Raw genomic sequence first — 20,029 nt, forward strand, 5'->3', positions numbered from 1 at the left:
CCCCCGCCCGTCTCTCCGCATCAGCCCAGAAACCCCCTGAAGACAAGGAACCTCCCATGCATATCCTCATGATCGAGTGCAACCCCAACGGCATCGCGGGCATCGCCAACGCCCTGGAACTCGGGCACGACGTGACCTTCGTGTCCGCCGACCCCGGCTTCTATCTGGGCGCCTCGCCGCTGGCCGAGGCCGCGTTCGCGCACACCCGGTGCGAGGTGATCAAGAGCGAGACGGTGTTCTCCATCGACGAGCTGGAGCGGCTCGCCAAGGAGGTGCACGCGGCGAAGCCGGTGGACGGCGTCATGACCTACAGCGAGTACCACACGGTGCACGCGGCGTCGGTGGCCCGCTCCCTCGGTCTGCCGGGCATGAGCGTCGAGGCGGCCCTCAACGCCCGTCACAAGCACCGCACCCGGCTCGCCCTGCAGGACACCGACGTGCGTCAGCCGCGCTTCGTGCACGTCGCCGAGCCCACGTCCGGCGACGCCATGGAGGCCGCGGTCCGTGAGATCGGCTTCCCGTGCGTGGTGAAGCCCTCCGACGGCACCGCGAGCCTGCACGTCCTGCTGCTCCGCGACGAGGAGGAGCTGGCCGCTTACCTCGCGGAGCTGGCGTCGGTCGGCGACTACGGGCGCGGGGTCACCCGTATCCCGGACATCGTGGTCGAGGAGTTCGTCGAGGGCGAGCTGGTCTCCGTCGAGGCCTGTGTGCTCCAGGGCGGCGAGATCGTCAACCTCGGCATCACGGACCGCAATCTGAGCGGTTTCCCGTACTTCATCGAGATGGGCCTGACCTACTTCCGCGGCCACCCGCTCCAGGACGAGCTGTACGCGATGAACGAGCAGGTCCTCAAGGGCCTCGGCATCGACTTCGGCTTCATCCACGCCGAGTACTTCCTCGGCGCGGACGGCCCGGTGCTGTGCGAGGTCAACGGCCGGCTCACCGGCGGTATCGTGCCGCAGCTGATGGAGCTCTCCAGCGGCGTCAACGCCTACCTGGAGGTGATCCGCCAGGCCCTCGGCGAGCGTCCCGAGCTGCCGATTCCCGGCGACGTCATCGCCAGCGGCCACTGGTTCGGCTCCCCGGTCGAGGGCGAGCTGGTCTCCGTCGGCTTCGACCGGATCAAGGACACCCCGGGCTTCGTCGAGGCCCTCGCCTACGCCAAGCCGGGCCGTCGTGTGTCGCGCCTGTCGAAGAGCAACTTCGACTGGCTCGGCCACCTCATCTTCACCGGCCGGGACCGGGACGAGGCGGCCGGACGCGTCCAGGCGGCCCTGGACGACATCGAGTTCACCATCGCCGTGCAGGTGGCCCGATGACGCGCGTCGCGATCCCGGAGCTGGACCCCACGGCGGTCTTCGACGTCACCGTCGAGGACGGGCACTTCTCCGGTATCCGCCCCGTCGCCGAGCGGACGGCCGATGACCTCGCGACGCCCGAGCTGTGGCCGGGCTACGTCGAGACGCACGCCCACGTGGGCCTCCCCGCCAACTTCGACGACTCGCTGGAAGACGCCCGTATCGTCGCGCTGCAGTACCTGTACAGCGGGGTCACGCATGTCGTCGACATGTTCGGGTTCCCACTGGTCCAGGAGGACTGGGAGCAGGGCGCCGCGGAGTCGGCGCTGCCCTACCCGGAGCTGGTGCACTGCGGTTACGCGGCCACCGCGATGACGAACGCCGCCGGCCTCACCGGCCACGGTGTCGAGTTCCCGGCCCCGGTGCACATGATCGCCACCGAGACCGACCTCGAACACGCGATACGTTCCAACGTCGAACGGGGCGGCACCTTCCTCAAGGTGATGTTCACGGACGGCACCGAACAGCCGGACAGCCCGGTGAAGTTCTCCCGGCTGTCCCGGCGGGTGCTGGAGTTCACCGCCCGGATCGCCGCGGAGCGCGGCGTCACCGCCGTCATCGACTGCAACACCCTCCAGGAGACCCGCTGGGCCTACGAGTGCGGCTTCCGCCTCTTCGCCCACACCGTGCGGGACCGGACGCTCGACGCGGCCGACTGGAAGGAGTTCGAGGGGGCCCGGTTCGTCTCCACCCTGGCCGGTCTGCGCACCATGATCATGACGGGTGAGGAGTTCCGGGCCGAGTACGGGCGCGAGGGCTTCGCCGAGACCCAGGACCTCCGCAACCTGGAGTTCTCCCAGGCCATCGAGAAGCCCTACGGCATCGAGTACGGCTGCCAGGAGACCCGCACGGCGGCCCTGGCCGACATGCGCCGCAACGCCCTGGCCACGCTCCGCGAGGGCACGCTGCTCATCGGTACCGACTCGGGCAACACGGGCGCGTACCACGGCTACTCGTTCCTGAGCGAACTCGGCCTGCTGCGCGGCGACGACGCCTCGCTCGACGGGCCGCTGCGGCACCAGGCGACGGTCGGCGGCCGCCGCTACTTCGACGAGCTGAGCGGCGGCACGGGCACGGCCCATCCGCTGAGCGTCGGCGCGGCCGCCACCTACAACCTGCACGCCCCTGGCCGGCCGCTGTCGGCCCTCCCGCTGAGCACCGTCGTGCGGGGTGTGCCGATCGACCGGCAGGCCGTCACGCGTGCCATCGCCGGGCTGCGTGCGGCCGGGACGGACCGGAAGGAGGAGTCTTGATCAAGGAACGCAAGCGCGCCCTGATCGGCGTGACCGGGGGCATCCTGCTCGCGAACGTGGGGAGTTACATCTGGTTCCCCGTGCTCGTCGCCACCCTCGGCGGGACCGACAGCGGTTTCTGGGCGGGCGTGGTCATGTGTATGACCTACGTCGGCCGGCTGCTCGCCACCTTCTGCTACGAGGGGATCGCGGCGCGCTGCGGCGTCCGTGGCGGCGTCTTCCTCGGTACCGCGATGGAGGCCCTGGCGCTCGGGCTCATGGGGTTCACCGACGGCGTGCTCGCCTTCAGCGTGCTGGCGTTCTTCATCGGCTTCGGATCGGGGACCTCCTTCCCGGGGCTGAAGAACGTCCTGGTGTCCTTCCCCGAGGACGAACGCCCCAAGGCGTTCTCCGCGTTCCAGATGGCGGGGCAGGTCGGCCTCTTCGGGGGCGCGCTGCTGGGCGCCGTGCTGGCCGAGGTGGAGCTGCGGACCCTGTTCTCGGTGGTGTTCGCGTTCTTCATCGGCTTCTGTCTGATCGCCTCGGCGCTGATCCCCCGGGACGGCTTCGGGAGCGCGGCGGCCGCCGGCCACCGGGCCCCGCTGTTCAGCCTGGCGGCGTTCAAGGGCATCGAAGTGCGCGGCGCCACCCGCTACTTCCTGCTGTCCGCCGCGTTCTGGTTCCTGTCCCTGGGCTTCGTGGTCGGCATCCCGCTGCACATGGCGGCGTACGTCCCGGGGTGGGCGCCGTCCTCGCCGTTCTGGATCACGGGGCTCAGCATCCTGGTGCTCCAGTACCCGCTGTTCAAGCTGTTCAACAAGCGGTTCAGCCCGGGGGCGGTGATGGCCGTCGGCCTGGCCGGGATGACCCTCGCGTTCGTCGCATTCGGGGCCGGCCGCACCGGCCCCTGGGTGGTGGCCGGCTGTCTGACGGTGGTGCTCGGAGAGATTCTCTTCGTGCCGTCGTTCGACCTCTGGATCGCCCGCAGGGTCCCTGAGCACCGGCTGGCCAGGGCCATGGGCGCGATGCACTTCTTCCGCAGCGCGGGGAACATGGTCGGCTCCCTCGCCGCGGGAATCCTGTTCGATCTGTCGCGCTCCCTCGATGTGGTGGGCGGCAACTGGTACGTCGCGGCCGTGCTGGCCGCGGGCTGTGCACTCGTCTGCCTGAGCGGCCGGAACTCCGGCGCGGCCGGGGAGCCGCAGCAGACCGGGGGCACGGAAGGCACGGAGAACGAGGAGAAGGTGAGGGAGAATGTCTGATATCTGCGTCATCGGGGGCACCCGGTACTTCGGCAAGGTGCTGGTCCGGCAACTGCTGGCCGACGGGCACCGGGTCACCCTGGTCAACCGCGGGCGGACCCCCGACGCCTTCGGGGACGCGGTACGGCGGCTGCGCGCCGACGTGACCGTCCCCGGGGAGCTGACCGCCGCGGTGGCGGGGGAGCGTTTCGACGCGGTGGTGCACCAGATGTGCTACACGCCGATCGACGCCGTGGAGGTGTGCGAGGCCTTCGGCGACCGGGCCGGGAAGATCGTCATGACCAGCACCATCGAGGTGTACAACAAGGACACCTTCCGCTGGCGGTTCCCGGCCCCGCCGTTCGCCGCCCGCGCCCGCGAGGAGGAACTCGACCCGGCGGCCTACGACTTCGACACCGGCCTGCCCTGGTACACCCCCGGGTACCTGGACGCCCACTACGGCGAGGGCAAGCGCCAGGCCGAGGCCGCGCTGACCCGCTCCGCGAAGGTGCCGGTGCTGCTGGCCCGGGTCGCCCATGTCCTGGCCGCGGAGGGCGACTTCACCGGCCGGCTGCAGTTCCACCTCGACCACGTCAGGGAGGGGCGGCCCGTCGTCGCCCACACCTCGCCCGGCCGGACCTCACTGGTGCGGGCCGACGAGGCCGCCGGCTTCCTCGCCTGGGCGGCCCTCTCCGACGCCATCGGAGCGGTCAACGTCGCCTCTCCGGACACCGCCGACGTCTATGACGTCTGCGCCGCGGTGGAGAGCGCGACCGGACTCACCGCCGACGTGATCGAGAAGGACGATCCCACCGGCGACCCCGGCCTGTCCCCGTTCTCCTGCCCGTCCGACTTCGGCATGGCGAACGACCGGGCGACGGCCCTCGGCTACCGCTTCACCCCGATCGCCGAGTGGCTGCCCGCGGTCGCCCGCAACGCCCTCGCCGACTCCCCCCACTCCAAGGAGCAGTGATGTTCGACCTCATCGTCATCGTCCGGGTCCCCGAGACCGACGACATCGCGCCGGTGGCCGACGCCCTGGCCCGCATGCGCCCCCTGTGCCTCGCCGAGGACGGCTGCGTCAGCTGGGAGGCCTACCAGTCGGAGGGCGACCCGGGCCGCTTCGTCCTCGTCGAGCGCTGGGCCAGCCGCTCCCACTGGGAGGCTCACGACTCCGGCGACGCCATCCAGAAGATCTACCTCCCGGAGCTCATGCCGCGCATCGAGCGCGAGGTGCACCCGAGCAGCCCGGTGCGCGGCGCGCAGTAGCAGACGACAGGGCGACGGGGTGTGGGCCGTCTTCACCGACGGCCCCGCACGCCCTCGCGGGACCCGCCGATTCGGCACGAGCACTGGGGTGCGCGGCAGGCTCCCACGACTTCGAGGTCACCGACCTGTTCGTCCCGGAACGCCACACCTTCGGGCTGGTGCCGTCCGGCGCCGCGGGCCGCCATGTCGCGTCCTCGGAGAAGATCCTCGACGGGGTCGGCGACCTGCGGCTGGGGGGCGCCCCCGCCTCACCGCACCTCTGACGCCCGGCTCTCCCCCTCACAGCCCCACGATGGCGTTCCACTCCTTGGCGAACTCGGTGCGCTCCCCGGAGGTGATGTCGCGGGCGATGACCAGCCGCTTGCGCATCGCCTCGTCGGGGAAGACCAGCGGGTCCTCGGCGAGCGCGGCACGCTCCTTGTCCTTGGAGGAGGCGAGGACGTCCCGTGCGGCCGGTACGGGGCAGACGTAGTTGACCCAGGCGGCCAGGTCGGCGGCCACCTCGGGGCGGTAGTAGTGGTCGATCAGCTGCTCGGCGCTGCGCTTGTGCTCCGCACGGTCGGGGATCAGCAGGCTCTCCGCCCACAGCTCCGCGCCCTCCTGCGGCACCACGAACGCGATGTCCGGGTTGTCCGCCTGGAGCTGGATCACGTCGCCCGAGTAGGCCTGGGCGGCGAGCACGTCCCCGGAGTCCAGGTCCTTGATGTAGTCGTTGCCGGTGAACCGCCGGATGTGGCCCTTGCCCACGAGGCGCCGGACCTGGTCGGTCATCCGGTGGAAGTCGTCGGCCGTCCAGCGGGTGATGTCCACCCCGTCGCCCTGCATGAGCATCGCGAAGGACTCGTCGAGCCCGGAGAGCAGGGTGACCCGGCCGCGCAGATCGTCCTTCCACAGGTCGGCGGTGTGCTTGATCTCCCGGCCGAGCTTCTTCCGGTTGTAGGCGATGCCGGTGATCCCGGACTGCCAGGGCACCGAGTGCCGGCGGCCGGGGTCGAAGTGCGGGGTGCGCAGCAGCGGGTCGAGGTGCCGGGCGACGTGCGGCTGGGCGGCGCGGTCCATCTCCTGTACCCAGCCCAGCCGGACGAACCGGGCGCACATCCAGTCGCTCATGACGATCAGGTCGCGGCCGGTGCTCTGGTGGTTCATCAGCGCCGGGCTGATCTTGCCGAAGAACTCGTCGTTGTCGTTGATCTCCTCGGTGTACGTGACGGAGATCCCGGTGCGCCGCTCGAAGGCGTCCAGGGTGGGGCGGCGCTGCTTGTCGTGGTCGTCGACGTCGATGTAGAGCGGCCAGTTGGCGAAGGTGAGCCTGCGGTCCCGTGCCGAACGGTCCGGGCCGCCGCGGTCCGCCGCCTCGACGTAGGCCGGCGGCACCCCGCATCCGCTCAGGGCGGCCAGCGCCCCCGTCACACCCAGTCCGCCCATGCCCCGGAGCAGCGCCCGCCGCGAAAGATCTGCCATGGCCGCACTCTCACGCGCCGCGGGCGGAGGCGGCAAGCGACAGAGCGTCAGTTGCCGGGCCTCCGCCCGCGACGGTGTGTCGAGCGTTCGTGGCGCCCGACGTGGTGGGTTCCCCCGGCTCAGCCGTCGAGGGAGGTCATCACGTGCTTGATCCGGGTGTAGTCGTCGAAGCCGTAGGCCGACAGGTCCTTGCCGTAGCCGGACTTCTTGAAGCCGCCGTGCGGCATCTCGGCGACCAGCGGGATGTGGGTGTTGATCCACACACAGCCGAAGTCGAGGCTCCTGGACATCCGCATGGCGCGGGCGTGGTCCTTGGTCCACACCGAGGACGCCAGGGCGTACTCGACGTCGTTGGCCCACTGAACGGCCTGCTTCTCGTCGGAGAAGGACTGGACGGTGATGACCGGGCCGAAGACCTCGTGCTGGACGATCTCGTCGTCCTGCTTGAGGCCCGAGACGACGGTCGGGGCGAAGAAGTAGCCCTTGTCGCCGACCTGTTCGCCGCCCGCCTCGATCTTGGCGTGCGCGGGCAGCCGCTCGATGAAGCCCTTGACCTGCTTGAGCTGGTTGGCGTTGTTCAGCGGGCCGTAGAGCACGTCCTCGTCGTCGACCGCGCCGGTCTTGGTCTCCGAGGCGGCCTTGGCCAGCGCGGCGACGAACTCGTCGTGGATGGACTCGTGGACGAGCACACGGGTGGCGGCCGTACAGTCCTGGCCGGCGTTGAAGTAGCCGGCGACGGAGATGTCCTCGACGGCCTTGGCGATGTCGGTGTCCTCGAAGACCACGACCGGGGCCTTGCCGCCCAGCTCCAGGTGGACCCGCTTGAGGTCCTTGGAGGCGGACTCGGCGACCTGCATGCCGGCGCGCACCGAGCCGGTGATCGAGGCCATCGCCGGGACCTTGTGCTCGACCATCAGCCGGCCGGTCTCGCGGTCACCGCACAGGACGTTGAACACGCCGCGGGAGTGGCCCAGTTCGTCCAGCACGCTGCCGATGATGTCGGCGATCAGCACCGTGGAGGCGGGCGTGGTGTCGGACGGCTTGATGACGACGGTGTTGCCCGCGGCCAGCGCCGGGGCGAACTTCCACACGGCCATCATCATCGGGTAGTTCCACGGCGCGACCTGGGCGCAGACCCCGACCGGCTCCCGGCGGATGATCGAGGTGAAGCCGTCCATGTACTCGCCGGCCGAGCGGCCTTCGAGCATCCGGGCGGCGCCCGCGAAGAAGCGGATCTGGTCCACCATCGGCGGGATTTCCTCGGACCGTACGAGCGCGACCGGCTTGCCGCAGTTCTCCGACTCGGCGGCGATCAGCTCCTCCGCCCGCTCCTCGAAGCGGTCGGCGATCTTCAGCAGGACCTTCTGGCGCTCGGCCGGGATCAGGTCGCGCCAGGCGGGGAAGGCGGCCTCGGCCGCGGCCATCGCCGCGTCCACGTCGGCGGCACCCGAGAGCGGGGCGGTGGCGTACGGCTCACCCGTCGCGGGGTTGACCACCTCCGTGGTCCGCCCGTCGGCGGCGTCCCGGAACTCCCCGTCGATGTAGTTGCGCAGACGACGCAGTGCGGTGGTCACTGTGCGCCCCCTTCAGTCAGAAGTCTGGTGGTTTGGACATCCACCCTAGCCATGGAACCCACGTTTTCAACACACCCGCCACCCAGGAACAACGGAATCAGTGAATTTTCGATCGCGACACGACTAATTTCATCGCTTTGGGGTTGCGAGACAGACGAGGCTCGTGCACAGTGAACGGCGTGGCTCCCCGTAACGGTCATGACAGAACCGGCACCCCGTCGATTGACTCCGTCTCCCTGGCGATCATCGAGCAGCTCCAGGAGGACGGGCGCCGTCCGTATGCCGCGATCGGCAAGGCCGTCGGCCTGTCCGAGGCGGCGGTACGCCAGCGCGTACAGAAACTGCTCGATCAGGGCGTGATGCAGATCGTCGCGGTCACCGACCCCCTCACGGTCGGTTTCCGGCGGCAGGCCATGGTCGGCATCAACGTCGAAGGTGACCTCGACCCCGTGGCCGATGCCCTGACGACCATGGAAGAGGTCGAGTACGTCGTCATGACGGCAGGCTCCTTCGATCTCCTCATCGAGATCGTCTGCGAGGACGACGACCACCTGCTGGAAATGATCAACAAGCGGATTCGCACGCTTCCCGGCGTCCGATCCACCGAGAGCTTCGTGTACCTCAAGCTCCGGAAGCAGACCTACACCTGGGGAACGAGATAGCAATGAGCGGCGACCTCTCCAAGACCGCATACGACCACCTGTGGATGCACTTCACCCGCATGTCGTCGTACGAGAATGCCCCCGTGCCCACGATCGTGCGCGGTGAGGGCACCAACATCTACGACGACAAGGGCAAGCGCTACGTCGACGGGCTCGCCGGCCTCTTCGTGGTCAACGCGGGCCACGGCCGGGTCGAGCTCGCCGAGACCGCCTACAAGCAGGCGCAGGAGCTGGCCTTCTTCCCCGTGTGGTCCTACGCCCACCCCAAGGCCGTGGAGCTGGCTGAGCGGCTGGCCAATGAGGCTCCCGGTGACCTCAACAAGGTCTTCTTCACCACCGGCGGCGGCGAGGCGGTCGAGACCGCCTGGAAGCTGGCCAAGCAGTACTTCAAGCTCGTCGGCAAGCCGATGAAGCACAAGGTGATATCCCGTGCCGTGGCCTACCACGGCACCCCGCAGGGCGCCCTGTCCATCACCGGCCTGCCCGGCCTGAAGGCCCCCTTCGAGCCGCTGGTCCCCGGCGCGCACAAGGTCCCGAACACCAACATCTACCGCGCCCCGATCCACGGCGACGACCCCGAGGCCTTCGGCCGCTGGGCCGCCGACCAGATCGAGCAGCAGATCCTCTTCGAGGGCCCGGAGACCGTCGCCGCGGTCTTCCTGGAGCCGGTGCAGAACGCCGGCGGCTGCTTCCCGCCGCCCCCCGGCTACTTCCAGCGGGTCCGCGAGATCTGCGACCAGTACGACGTGCTGCTCGTCTCCGACGAGGTCATCTGCGCCTTCGGCCGCCTCGGCACGACCTTCGCCTGCGACAAGTTCGGCTACGTCCCGGACATGATCACCTGCGCCAAGGGCATGACGTCGGGCTACTCCCCGATCGGCGCCTGCATCATCTCCGACCGCCTGGCCGAGCCGTTCTACAAGGGCGACAACACCTTCCTGCACGGCTACACCTTCGGCGGCCACCCGGTCTCCGCGGCCGTCGGCATCGCCAACCTCGACATCTTCGAGCGCGAGGGCCTCAACAAGCACGTCCTCGACAACGAGGGCAACTTCCTGAGCACCCTGCAGAAGCTGCACGACCTGCCGATCGTCGGCGACGTCCGCGGCAACGGCTTCTTCTACGGCATCGAACTCGTCAAGGACAAGACCACCAAGGAGTCCTTCAACGAGGAGGAGACCGAGCGCGTCCTGTACGGCTTCCTCTCCAAGGCGCTGTTCGACAACGGTCTCTACTGCCGCGCCGACGACCGTGGCGACCCGGTCATCCAGCTGGCCCCGCCGCTGATCGCCGACCAGTCGGTCTTCGACGAGATCGAGCAGATCCTGCGCACGGTCCTCACCGAGGCCTGGACCAAGCTCTGATCCGTAGGGCGCCTGCGCGCCGCCTCATCAGGCACAAGTGAATACCCAGCGGCCCAGATTCACTCACTTCAAGCCATACGAGTGAATCTGGGCCGTTGTGCTGCCAAGCGGCGAATACCGGGGGTCACCAATCCTTACCGTGCTTGTGACCGATACCCTCCATGGTCGTTCACCCGGTCGGGGGAACGATTCGACGCCTACAACAAGAGGTGCGCAGATGGTGGCCCCGCCTGACAACGACGTTCTCTGGGCCCGCGGCCTGCACCACGCGTACGGCGGCACCTCCGCCCTCGCCGGAGTCTCCGTCGGCGTCCGCGAAGGCGAGATCCTCGCCGTCACCGGCCCGCGCGGCAGTGGCAAGACCACCCTCCTGAAATGTCTCTCCGGCCAACTCGTCCCGGCCGAGGGCGAGGTGTGGTTCAACAGCGCCCCCGTGCACACCCTCTCCTCCCCCAGCCGCGAACGGCTGCGCCTGGACCGGTTCGGCTGGATCGACACCGAACCGCACCTCGTCCACGAGCTCACCGCCTGGGAGAACGCCGCCCTCCCCCTCCTGCTCCGCGGCACCGGCACCCGCTCCGCCAAGCACACCGCCCTCGAATGGCTGGACCGCCTCGACGTCGGCATGTGCGCGAGCCGCCGCCCCGCGCAGCTCGACCAGTCCCAGCGTCAGCGCATCGCCATCGCCCGCGCGCTCGCCACCACCCCGCAGGTGCTGTTCGCCGACGAGCCGACCGCGCCACTGCACCGCGCCGACGGCACCCAGGTGCTGCGCACCCTCACCACCGCGGCCCGCTCGCACCAGATCACCGTGGTCCTGGCGACCCATGCCCCCGAGGTCGCCACGCTCGCCGACCGGTCCCTCACGCTCCTCGACGGACACCAGTCGCACGGGGCGCCCGCCGGAACCGGCTCCGACGACGAGGAAAGCAGGGCAGAGTGCTCGCTCTCCGTCTAGCCCGCGGCTCGCGCCCCCTCGTCCAGCTGCGCCGCCTCTCCGTCACCGCCGCCGCGGCAGGCACCGGCTTCCTGCTGCTCTCCACCGTCGGCCACGCCGCCGGGCACCCGTCCGCGGCCGACGAGTCGCTGGTGCGCCTGCTGTGGTGCGCGGCCCCGCTCGCCGCCACCGCCCAGTTCGCGGTGTCCACCGCGCGTACGGACCCCGCCGCCCGTCTCCAGCGCGGGATGACCGCCGCCGGCCTGGGCCCCTTCCGGCTCACCCTGCTCGCCACCGTCTCCACCGCACTGTCCTGCTTCCTCGGGGTCCTGCTGGCCCTGCTCGTCTTCCTCCGGCTGCGCGGCGACCTGGGCGGCCCGGGCCTCTTCGGCCGCCCGTCCGCCCTCGGTGTCGACGGCAACCTGCTCGGCGCCGGCCACCCCGTGCCGCTCGCCGGCGCCCTTCTGCTGCTGGCGACCGTGCCGCTGACCGCGGCGGCCGCGGCCGCCGTCGCTCTGCGCCCCCGCCATGAGGCCGGCGCCCCCGAGAGCGACGCCCGCCCCCGGACCGCCCCGCCCTCCGGACTCCCGTGGGGCATCGCGATGGCCGCGGCCGGGCTGGCGATCGAGGCGTACGCCAGCCGCGGCGCCCACACCCCCGGCGGCCTGCTGCCGCTCCCCGGCCGGCTGGTCGGCAGCCCTCCCGGGGTGCTGGCCGGCTGGGCGCTGTCGGCCTTCGGGCTGGTGCTGGCAGGTCCCGGGCTGGTGCATCTGTGCGGCCGGCTGCTCTGCGCCGGCCGCCCCGGCGCACTGCGGCTGCTGTCCGGTCGGGTGCTCCAGGAGGAGGCACACCGCCTCGGCCGCCCGCTGGGGGTCCTGTGCGCGGTCGGCTCCGCCGCGTACGCCGCCGTGAAGGTGTATGAGGCCTCCCCCTCCAGTCCGTTCGGACCGCTCACCGCCGTCGGCGCGGCGGTCGTGCTCGCCTGTGTCGCCGCCAGCGCCCTCACCGCCGCGGTGGAGTCCCGCTCGGCCCGCGCCCACACCACGGCGGCGCTCCGCCGCCTGGGCGCCTCCGCCTCCGTCCTCCACCGCGCCGCCGCCCTGCGCTTCCTGGCACTGGCACTCGTCCTGGCACCGCTGACCTGGACCGTCGCGGAGATGGCCACGCTTCCGCTGGTGCGTTGACGGGTGCGGGGCGGGGCCCGGTCCCTCTGACGACACCGGCCGTGGCAGCGCCGTCGGCCGGCCGCACCGCCGTCGCGGGGCGGGCCCGCCCGGGACCCCACGACGGCCCGCGGCTCCACCGGAAGGAGCTGACTCCGGCGGCTCCTGGCCGCCCCACCGCACGGTCCGGTGGGGCGGCACCCCTCACCGCGCGAGCGCCGTGACCTCCTAACATGTCGGACGTGCAGTCGAATTCACAGCCGCCGGCGTCCCGCCGCACCCGCGCCCACGACGACCACGACGACCGGGAGATCGAGTCCCTGGAAGAGTTCGACCAGGTCGTCGCCTCCGGCAGTCTCGCCGGACACCGCGTCCAGTCGGTCGACCTGACGGACCGTACGTTCGCGCTGCTCGGCGCGGACACCACGGAGTCCGTGTTCCTCGGCTGCGTCATGGAGCCGGACGCCGCCGCCAAGATCCGCGCGAGCGGCGCCCTGGTCTTCCCGCCGGTGCCCGGCCTCCCGTTCGACCCGTACCGGGGCGGTCTCTACGACCCGGACGAGCTGTTCGCGGGGCTGGCCGACGGCGGCTTCGACGCCACCCCGGACGCCCACACCTACCGCTGGTACCAGGACACCAAGTCGGACGGCGACATCTTCGCCTCCATGCTGCGCAGCATCCATGACGACGCCGTCTCCGACTCCCTGGACGAACACCTCACCGGCGCCCGGGTGGTGGGCGTCATGGGCGGCCACGCCCTGGAGCGCGGCACCGATGCCTACGCGGGCGCCGCCCGCCTCGGCCGCCGGCTCACCCGCGACGGGCTGACCGTCGCGACCGGCGGCGGCCCCGGCGCGATGGAGGCGGCGAACCTCGGGGCGTACGCCGCGCCCTTCGAGGACGAGATGCTCGACGCGGCGCTGGAACTCCTCGCCAAGACACCCCACTTCACCCCATCCGTCACCGACTGGGCACACGCCGCCTTCGAGATACGCCGCAGTTGGCCCGGCGGCGGCACCTCGGCCGGCATCCCCACCTGGTTCTACGGCCACGAGCCGCCGAACGCCTTCGCGTCCCACATAGCCAAGTACTTCGTCAACGCGGTACGCGAGGACGGCCTGCTGGCACGCTCCAACGCCGGTGTCGTGTTCCTGCCGGGCGCGGCCGGGACCGTACAGGAGATCTTCGACAACGCGACCCCGAACTACTACGGGTCGCGGGGCGAGCCGACCCCGATGGTGCTCGTGGACCGCGCGCACTGGACGGAGAAGCTGCCCGCCTGGCCGCTGCTCCAGGCGCTCGCCGCGAAGCGTCCCATGGCGGCCCGGATCGCCCTGGTCGACTCGGTGGACGAGGCCCCGGAGGCACTGGCCCGTCTCCGCGCCCAGGCGCCTTCCTGACAGGCCGGCCGTACACCGCCGCCCCGTACGAAGAGCCGGGCCGGCCTCTCGGACGGCGGCGCACGAGAGGTGCGCCGCCGGAAGCAACTTCCGTCCCGGAATGCACGTCTGCCAGAAGGTAATGAACGCGTCATGCGCACAGCGGGCGAACGGAGCTCTTGGTGATCATCGGCCTTCTGACGGCGGTGGCGGCGTCGGCCTGCTACGGCACGGGATCGGTCCTGCAGGCGGTGGGCTCCCGTAAATCCGCCCGCCGGGAGGCGGCCGAGTCCGCCGGCAGCGGCGTCACCCAGCATGGCGGCCCCAGCCTGTCGTCGACCGCGAAGGCGGCCGTGACCTGGGAGTTCATGGTGGGCACGGTGCTGGACTTCGTCGGCTTCGGCCTGGGCGCGCTGGCGGCCCGGCTGCTGCCGCTGTTCCTCTCCCAGACCGTGATCAGCGCCAACCTCGTGATCACGGCCGTTCTGGGCATCAAACTGCTCGGCATCCGGCTCAGCCGGGCCGAGTGGTCCTCCATCGCGGTGGTCTGCGGAGCGCTGGTCCTGCTGGCCACGGCCGCGGGGCCGGAGGGCAGCGGCCACACCCCGATCGCCGGCCACTGGTGGCTGCTCGTGGCCTCGGTCGTGCTCATCGGCGGCGGCACCCTGATCGTGCGGCTGCTCGGCGGGCGGGCCGCGATCCTGGCGGGCCTGCTCTCCGGACTGGGCTTCGGCGCGCTCGGCGTCGGCGTACGGATACTGAACGGCGTGGACCCCTTCCACCTGCCGACGCTGCTCGCCGACCCGGCCCTGTACGCGATCCTCATCGCCGGTATCGGGGGCATGTATCTGCACACCGTCGCCCTGCAGATCGGCTCGGTGAACGGCGCCACGGCGGCGCTGGTGGTGGGTGAGACGGTGGTCCCCGGCATTCTCGGAGTGCTGTGGCTGGGCGACGCGTCCCGGCCCGGCTTCGCCTGGGTCGCCGTCCTCGGCTTCGTGGTGGCGGTGGCCGGTGCCGTCGCGGTCGCCTGGTTCGGCGCGCCGGAGCCTGACCCCGGCGCCCCGCAGGCCGGGACACGGGAGGGCGACGCGCTGGAGGCCGCGGCCCGCTGAGGCGCGGTCAGCCCGCCGGAGCGGAGCCGTCCAGCACCACCACGTCCCGCGCCTGGAAGGCGATGCCCACCCGCTCGCCCACTTCGGGCGCGTCCCGCAGGGCGCAGGCCGCCTCCACCTGCGGCCCGGTGGCGGGCCGGAGCAGCAGCGCGACATGGGTGCCGCGGAAGGTACGGGCCGCGACCGTGCACGGCAGACCGTCCGGGGCGGCCGTCAGCCGGACACCGGCCGGGCGGACGAGCAGCCGGCACGGCCCGTCCGTGGTGGCCGCCGGGACGGGCACCTTCCCCCAGGGGGTGGCGGCGGCCTCGCCCTGCACCGTCGCCTCGACCACGTTGTCGAAGCCGAGGAAGCGGGCCACGAACTCGCTGGCGGGCCGCTGCCAGACCTCCAGCGGGGTGCCGGTCTGCGCGATCCGGCCGTCCTGCATCACCACCACCCGGTCGGCGAGCGCGAAGGCCTCGCCCTGGTCGTGGGTGACGGCCAGCACGGTCGTGCCCAGTTCGCGGAAGAGCCGCCGGAGTTCGACGACGAGCCGTTCGCGCAGCCCGCGGTCGAGCTGGCCGAGGGGCTCGTCCAGCATCAGCAGCCGGGGGTGCGGGGCCAGCGCGCGGGCCAGGGCGACCCGCTGCTGTTCGCCGCCGGACAGCGACGCCACGGCGCGGCGCTGGGCGCCCGGCAGCCCGACGAGATCCAGCATTCCGGCGACCGTACGCTCCCGTTCGGCGCGCGAGGAACGCCGCATCCGCAGCCCGAAGGCGACATTGCCCGCGACATCACGCTGCGGGAACAGCTGGTGGTCCTGGAACATCAGGCCCACCCCGCGCCGGTGCGTGGGCACGCCCGACTGGTCCCGGCCCTCCAGCAACACCCGGCCCGCGTCGGCCTGTTGGAGCCCGGCGACGACCCTCAGCAGCGTGGACTTGCCGCTGCCGCTGGGCCCCAGCACGCAGACGATCTCCCGGTCGGCGACGTCCAGATCGACCGCGTCCAGCGCGGGGCGCCCGCTCGTGCCGAAGCGGACGGTCACCCCGCCCAGCCGCAGCAGTTCCCGCGCCGTGGTGGTGCCGGTCCGTGCCGTCATCTAGAACTCCCCGGATCGGTCGAGGGGGCGGAGGCGCTCCAGTACCAGCAGCGCGGCGGCGCACACCACCATCAGAAGGGTCGACAGGGCCATCGCCTGCCCGTAGTTGAGCTCGCCCGCACGTCCCAGCAGCCTGGCCACGGCGACCGGCAGCGTCGGCTGGTCCGGGCGCGCGATGAAGACCGTCGCGCCGAACTCACCGAGCGACACGGCGAAGGCGAAGCCCGCGGCGATCAGCAGCGCCCGCCGCACCAGCGGCAGGTCGACCTCGCGCCACACCTGCCAGGGTGAGGCACCGAGCACGGCGGCCGCCTCCCGCAGCCGGCCGTCGACCGCCCGGAGCACCGGCAGCATCGTGCGGACCACGAACGGCACCCCGACCAGCGCCTGGGCGAGCGGCACCAGCCACCACGAGGCACGCAGATCGAGCGGGGGCGCGTCGAGGCTGATCAGAAAGCCGAAGCCCACGGTCACCGCGGAGACCCCCAGGGGCAGCATCAGCAGGGCGTCGAAACCGCGGACGAACCGGCTGATCGCGGGGGTCCGCCCGGACGGGCCGCGGCGCAGCCGGGGCAGGGTCAGCGCGGCGGCCGCCAGTCCGCCCACCACCAGCGCGATCGCGGTGGCCGCCGCCCCGTAGGCCAGGGAGTTCCCCAGGGCGTCCAGGGGGGCGACGGCGAAGGTGCTGTCGGCGTTCGCGGCGGACCCCAGCGAGGTGTAGAAGACCGTTCCGTAGCCGTCCGGCCCGGCGAACGACCGCTCCACGAGCACCAGCAGCGGCGCCAGGAGCAGGACGGCGATGACGGCGAGCGTGCCCCACAGCAGCGCCCACTGGCCGGGGCCGCGCGGCCGGTGGGCGGTGCGCGCCGCGTCCACGAGCCGGAGCGCGGACTCCCGGCGGCGCACGGTCCAGGCGTGCAGCGCCAGTACGCCCAGCACCGCGGCGAACTGGACCAGGGTGAGGACGGCGGCGGTCGGCAGGTCCAGGAAGTCCGCGGTCTGCCGGTAGATCTCCACCTCCAGCGTGGAGAAGGCGGGGCCGCCCAGGATCTGCACCACCCCGAAGGAGGTGAAGGTGAACAGAAAGACCATCAGGGCGGCGGCCGCGACGGCCGGCCCCAGCGCGGGCAGCGTCACCCGCCGCCAGGCCTCGAACCGCCCGGCTCCCAGCACCCGCGCCGCCTCTTCCTGCCGCGGGTCGAGCTGCCCCCAGAGCCCGCCGACGGTCCGGACGACCACGGCGTAGTTGAAGAAGACATGCGCCAGCAGGATCGCCCACACCGAGGTGTCCAGGCGCACGCCCCACAGGTCGTCCAGCAGCCCGCCCCGCCCCAGCAGCGCGAGGAAGGCGGAGCCGACGACGACGGTCGGCAGCACGAACGGCACCGCCACGACCGCCCGCAGCGGCTGCTTTCCGGGGAAGTCGAAGCGCGCGAAGACGTAGGCGCCGGGCAGCGCGATCAGCAGGGTCAGCCCGGTCGAGGCGGCCGCCTGCCAGACGGTGAACCACAGCACATGGACGATGTCCGGGTCGCTCAGCACGGCACCGAACCGGCCGAGCTGCCACTGCCCGCCGTCTTTGAGCCCCCGCCCGACGATGGCCACCACGGGGTAGGCGAAGAACAGCGCGAAGAAGGCGAGCGGCACCGCCATCAGGCCGAGCCGCACCGCCGTTCCCCGCGCGGGCCTGCCGCGCCGGGCACCCGTGGTGTCCGGGGGCGTTACTTCAGTACGAGCGAGGACCATTGCTTGATCCACTGTTCGCGGTTCTTCGTGACCGCCGCGGGGGCCAGCGTCGTCGGCTTGTCGATCGCCGTGCCGTAGCGGGTGAACACCTCCGGCACCGCGGCGTCCGCACGGGCCGGGTTGACGAACATCTTCAGCGGTACGTCCTCCTGGAACTTCTTGCTCAGCAGGAAGTCCAGCAGCGCCTTGCCGCCCTTCTCGTTCCGCGCGCCCTTGAGCAGACAGCCGAACTCGATCTGCCGGAAGCAGGTGCCGGCCGCGACACCGGTCGGCGCCTCCTTGGGCGCGGGCTTCTTGGCGAGCACCTCGGCGGGCGGGCTGGAGGCGTACGAGACCACCAGCGGCTTGTCGCCCTTGCCCTTGCCGGCCGCGGAGCCGGAGAACCGGTCGTTGTAGGCCTGGTCCCAGCCGTCCACGACCTCGACACCGTTGGCCTTGAGCTTCTTCCAGTAGCTCTGCCAGCCCTTCTCGCCGTACTTGGCGATGGTGCCGAGCTGGAAGGCGAGCCCCGGCGAGGACGTGGCGGGGTTCTCCGTGAGGAGCATGCCCTTGTACTGGGGCTTGAGCAGGTCGTCGAAGGTCTTCGGCGGGGCGATCTTGTGCCGGTCGAAGTAGCCGCGGTCGTAGTTGACGCAGGTGTCGCCGTAGTCGAGCGGCGTGACCCGGTGCGCGCCCTTGTCGAGCTGGAGTTCCGCGGGCACCTTGTCCAGTCCCTTGGCCTCGTACGGGCTGAAGAGCCCCTCGTCCAGGCCGCGCGAGAGCAGGGTGTTGTCGATCCCGAAGAACACATCGCCCTGGGGGTTGCCCTTGGACAGGATCGCCTGGTTCACGGCCTTGCCGGCGTCCCCGCCCCGCAGGACCGTCACCTTGTAGCCGCTCTCCTTCTCGAAGGCGGCGAGGACGGACTTGGACGCGTGGAACGAGTCATGGCTGACGAGGGTGACGGTCTTGGCGTCGGCGCTCCCGCCGCCCTGGCCCCCGCAGGCGGCGAGGGCGGCCGTGCCGACCGCGGCGGCCACCACCGCCGCGGTGATCCTGCTGGTGGTGTTCACTGACTTCCTCCTGGCTGGCCAGGAAGAGACGCGGCCCTGCCCCGGTTCCACTGCTCCGTCGTACGCGGACGTACCGGACGGAGGGGACCCGGGGCAGGGCGCAACAGCATGAGTGACGACCGAACTTCCTACCCGGAATGACCCGGGCGAGGTTCAAGGGTCTGCGGGCACCGTAGGACTACGGCGCTTCCGCACTCTCAGCGCTGTGGCGCTCCCCTGTCGGAATGTGTGCTTGTTCGACCACACCGTACCAGCGGGCGGTCAGCGCTCCGAGGCCGCGAGCTGACCGCAGGCGCCGTCGATCTCCTGGCCGCGAGTGTCCCGAACGGTCACCGGCACCCCGTGCGCCTCGATGGCCTGGACGAACGCCCGCTCGTCCTCGGGACGCGAGGCGGTCCACTTCGAGCCGGGCGTCGGGTTCAGCGGAATGAGGTTCACATGGACCCGCTTGCCCTTCAGCAGCCGCCCGAGCAGATCACCGCGCCACGCCTGGTCGTTGATGTCCCGGATCAGCGCGTACTCGATCGAGATCCGCCGCCCGGACTTCTCGGCGTACTCCCACGCCGCGTCCAGCACCTCCCGCACCTTCCAGCGCGTGTTGACCGGCACCAGGGTGTCCCGCAGCTCGTCATCGGGGGCGTGCAGCGACACGGCCAGCCGGCACTTGAAGCCCTCGTCGGCGAACCGCAGCATCGCCGGCACCAGGCCGACGGTGGAGACGGTGATCCCCCGCTGCGACAGCCCCAGCCCGTCCGGCTCGGGGTCCGTCAGCCGCCGGATCGCCCCGACCACCCGCTTGTAGTTGGCGAGCGGCTCCCCCATCCCCATGAAGACGATGTTGGACAACCGCGCCGGCCCGCCCGGCACCTCCCCGTCACGCAGCGCACGCATCCCGTCGACGATCTGGTGCACGATCTCGGCGGTCGAGAGGTTACGGTCCAGCCCCGCCTGGCCGGTGGCGCAGAACGGGCAGTTCATCCCGCAGCCGGCCTGCGAGGAGATACACATGGTGACCCGGTCCGGGTACCGCATCAGCACCGACTCGACGAGCGTCCCGTCGTGCAGCTTCCACAGCGTCTTGCGCGTGGTGTCGTCATCGCACGAGATGTGCCGCATGACCGACATCAGATCCGGCAGCAGCTCACTCGCCAGCTTCTCGCGCGCCGCCGCCGGAATGTCGGTCCACTGCGCCGGGTCATGCGCATAACGGGCGAAGTAGTGCTGCGACAGCTGCTTCGCACGAAACGGCTTCTCCCCGATCGCAGCCACCGCTTCGCGACGCTCGACAGGACTGAGATCGGCAAGGTGCCGCGGCGGCTTCTTGGCCCCGCGCGGCGCGACAAAAGTGAGTTCTCCGGGTGCAGGCATGGTGGGTCCAGTGTGGCAGATCAT

Annotated in this window: 17 protein-coding genes and 1 riboswitch; of the genes, 11 read left to right on the forward strand and 6 right to left on the reverse strand. The window is 71.2% G+C overall.

The annotated features are described in order from the left end of the window. The first annotated feature begins 56 nt into the window (after positions 1-56). The 5 genes from ACGFN2_RS27710 to ACGFN2_RS27730 are packed head-to-tail and all read left to right on the forward strand — an operon-like array spanning position 57 to position 5,100. The gene (locus ACGFN2_RS27710; protein WP_362604169.1) at positions 57-1,319 is read left to right on the forward strand and encodes an ATP-grasp domain-containing protein; all 1,263 of its coding nucleotides are present in this window, start codon (positions 57-59) and stop codon (positions 1,317-1,319) included. Beyond that, the gene (locus ACGFN2_RS27715; protein WP_393365132.1) at positions 1,316-2,611 is read left to right on the forward strand and encodes a hydrolase; all 1,296 of its coding nucleotides are present in this window, start codon (positions 1,316-1,318) and stop codon (positions 2,609-2,611) included. Before ACGFN2_RS27710 ends, ACGFN2_RS27715 begins: the two co-directional genes overlap by 4 nt. Beyond that, positions 2,608-3,852 carry an MFS transporter gene (locus ACGFN2_RS27720; RefSeq protein ID WP_393365134.1) on the forward strand — a complete coding sequence of 415 codons (1,245 nt, stop codon included), beginning with the start codon at positions 2,608-2,610 and terminating at the stop codon, positions 3,850-3,852. Before ACGFN2_RS27715 ends, ACGFN2_RS27720 begins: the two co-directional genes overlap by 4 nt. Beyond that, entirely contained in the window at positions 3,845-4,804 is a 960-nt protein-coding gene (locus tag ACGFN2_RS27725; RefSeq protein ID WP_393365136.1) for an NAD-dependent epimerase/dehydratase family protein, read from the forward strand. The genes ACGFN2_RS27720 and ACGFN2_RS27725 overlap by 8 nt, the downstream gene beginning before the upstream one ends. Continuing rightward, the gene (locus ACGFN2_RS27730) at positions 4,804-5,100 is read left to right on the forward strand and encodes a putative quinol monooxygenase (protein ID WP_362604177.1); all 297 of its coding nucleotides are present in this window, start codon (positions 4,804-4,806) and stop codon (positions 5,098-5,100) included. The genes ACGFN2_RS27725 and ACGFN2_RS27730 overlap by 1 nt, the downstream gene beginning before the upstream one ends. A 279-nt stretch (positions 5,101-5,379) precedes the next feature. On the opposite strand, the gene ACGFN2_RS27735 is transcribed toward ACGFN2_RS27730, so the two are convergent. Together ACGFN2_RS27735 and ACGFN2_RS27740 are read right to left on the reverse strand one after the other, a co-directional pair. Further along, positions 5,380-6,561 (reverse strand): PotD/PotF family extracellular solute-binding protein, encoded by a 1,182-nt coding sequence (locus ACGFN2_RS27735; RefSeq protein WP_393365139.1) that lies wholly within the window; start codon positions 6,559-6,561, stop codon positions 5,380-5,382. Between the two features lie 119 nt (positions 6,562-6,680). Further along, complete coding sequence (locus tag ACGFN2_RS27740; RefSeq protein ID WP_362604181.1) at positions 6,681-8,135, reverse strand: gamma-aminobutyraldehyde dehydrogenase; 1,455 nt, start codon at positions 8,133-8,135, stop codon at positions 6,681-6,683. A gap of 170 nt (positions 8,136-8,305) precedes the next feature. Between ACGFN2_RS27740 and ACGFN2_RS27745 the strand changes: the two genes are divergently transcribed. From ACGFN2_RS27745 to ACGFN2_RS27770, 6 genes are all read left to right on the forward strand, one after another. Continuing rightward, positions 8,306-8,797 (forward strand): Lrp/AsnC family transcriptional regulator, encoded by a 492-nt coding sequence (locus ACGFN2_RS27745; protein WP_190146272.1) that lies wholly within the window; start codon positions 8,306-8,308, stop codon positions 8,795-8,797. A gap of 2 nt (positions 8,798-8,799) precedes the next feature. Further along, a complete protein-coding gene (locus ACGFN2_RS27750; protein ID WP_393365142.1) occupies positions 8,800-10,161 on the forward strand; it encodes an aspartate aminotransferase family protein in 1,362 nt (453 codons plus the stop codon). A gap of 217 nt (positions 10,162-10,378) precedes the next feature. After that, complete coding sequence (locus tag ACGFN2_RS27755) at positions 10,379-11,119, forward strand: ATP-binding cassette domain-containing protein (RefSeq protein WP_362604184.1); 741 nt, start codon at positions 10,379-10,381, stop codon at positions 11,117-11,119. Further along, on the forward strand, positions 11,101-12,282 hold the full coding sequence (locus tag ACGFN2_RS27760; protein ID WP_362604185.1) for a hypothetical protein: 1,182 nt from the start codon (positions 11,101-11,103) through the stop codon (positions 12,280-12,282). Before ACGFN2_RS27755 ends, ACGFN2_RS27760 begins: the two co-directional genes overlap by 19 nt. Positions 12,283-12,494: 212 nt before the next feature. Beyond that, positions 12,495-13,661 carry an LOG family protein gene (locus ACGFN2_RS27765; protein WP_393365145.1) on the forward strand — a complete coding sequence of 389 codons (1,167 nt, stop codon included), beginning with the start codon at positions 12,495-12,497 and terminating at the stop codon, positions 13,659-13,661. Positions 13,662-13,822: 161 nt separating this feature from the next. Continuing rightward, on the forward strand, positions 13,823-14,755 hold the full coding sequence (locus tag ACGFN2_RS27770) for a hypothetical protein (RefSeq protein WP_393365147.1): 933 nt from the start codon (positions 13,823-13,825) through the stop codon (positions 14,753-14,755). Positions 14,756-14,762: 7 nt separating this feature from the next. Here the strand turns inward: ACGFN2_RS27770 and ACGFN2_RS27775 are convergent, their stop codons facing one another. The 4 genes from ACGFN2_RS27775 to rlmN all read right to left on the reverse strand — a co-directional run bounded on the left by ACGFN2_RS27775 (position 14,763) and on the right by rlmN (position 20,005). Then, on the reverse strand, positions 14,763-15,839 hold the full coding sequence (locus tag ACGFN2_RS27775; protein ID WP_393365149.1) for an ABC transporter ATP-binding protein: 1,077 nt from the start codon (positions 15,837-15,839) through the stop codon (positions 14,763-14,765). Further along, complete coding sequence (locus ACGFN2_RS27780) at positions 15,840-17,585, reverse strand: ABC transporter permease (RefSeq protein WP_393365151.1); 1,746 nt, start codon at positions 17,583-17,585, stop codon at positions 15,840-15,842. Next, positions 17,561-18,637, reverse strand: coding sequence for a thiamine ABC transporter substrate binding subunit (locus ACGFN2_RS27785; protein WP_393365153.1), 1,077 nt, complete (start codon positions 18,635-18,637; stop codon positions 17,561-17,563). Before ACGFN2_RS27785 ends, ACGFN2_RS27780 begins: the two co-directional genes overlap by 25 nt. A 107-nt stretch (positions 18,638-18,744) precedes the next feature. Next, positions 18,745-18,865, reverse strand: a riboswitch (TPP riboswitch). Positions 18,866-18,898: 33 nt separating this feature from the next. Beyond that, complete coding sequence (gene rlmN / locus ACGFN2_RS27790) at positions 18,899-20,005, reverse strand: 23S rRNA (adenine(2503)-C(2))-methyltransferase RlmN (RefSeq protein ID WP_362604194.1); 1,107 nt, start codon at positions 20,003-20,005, stop codon at positions 18,899-18,901. Positions 20,006-20,029 lie beyond the last annotated feature (24 nt).

The organism is Streptomyces sp. NPDC048612 (assembly GCF_043199295.1).
Taxonomy (GTDB): Bacteria; Actinomycetota; Actinomycetes; order Streptomycetales; family Streptomycetaceae; genus Streptomyces.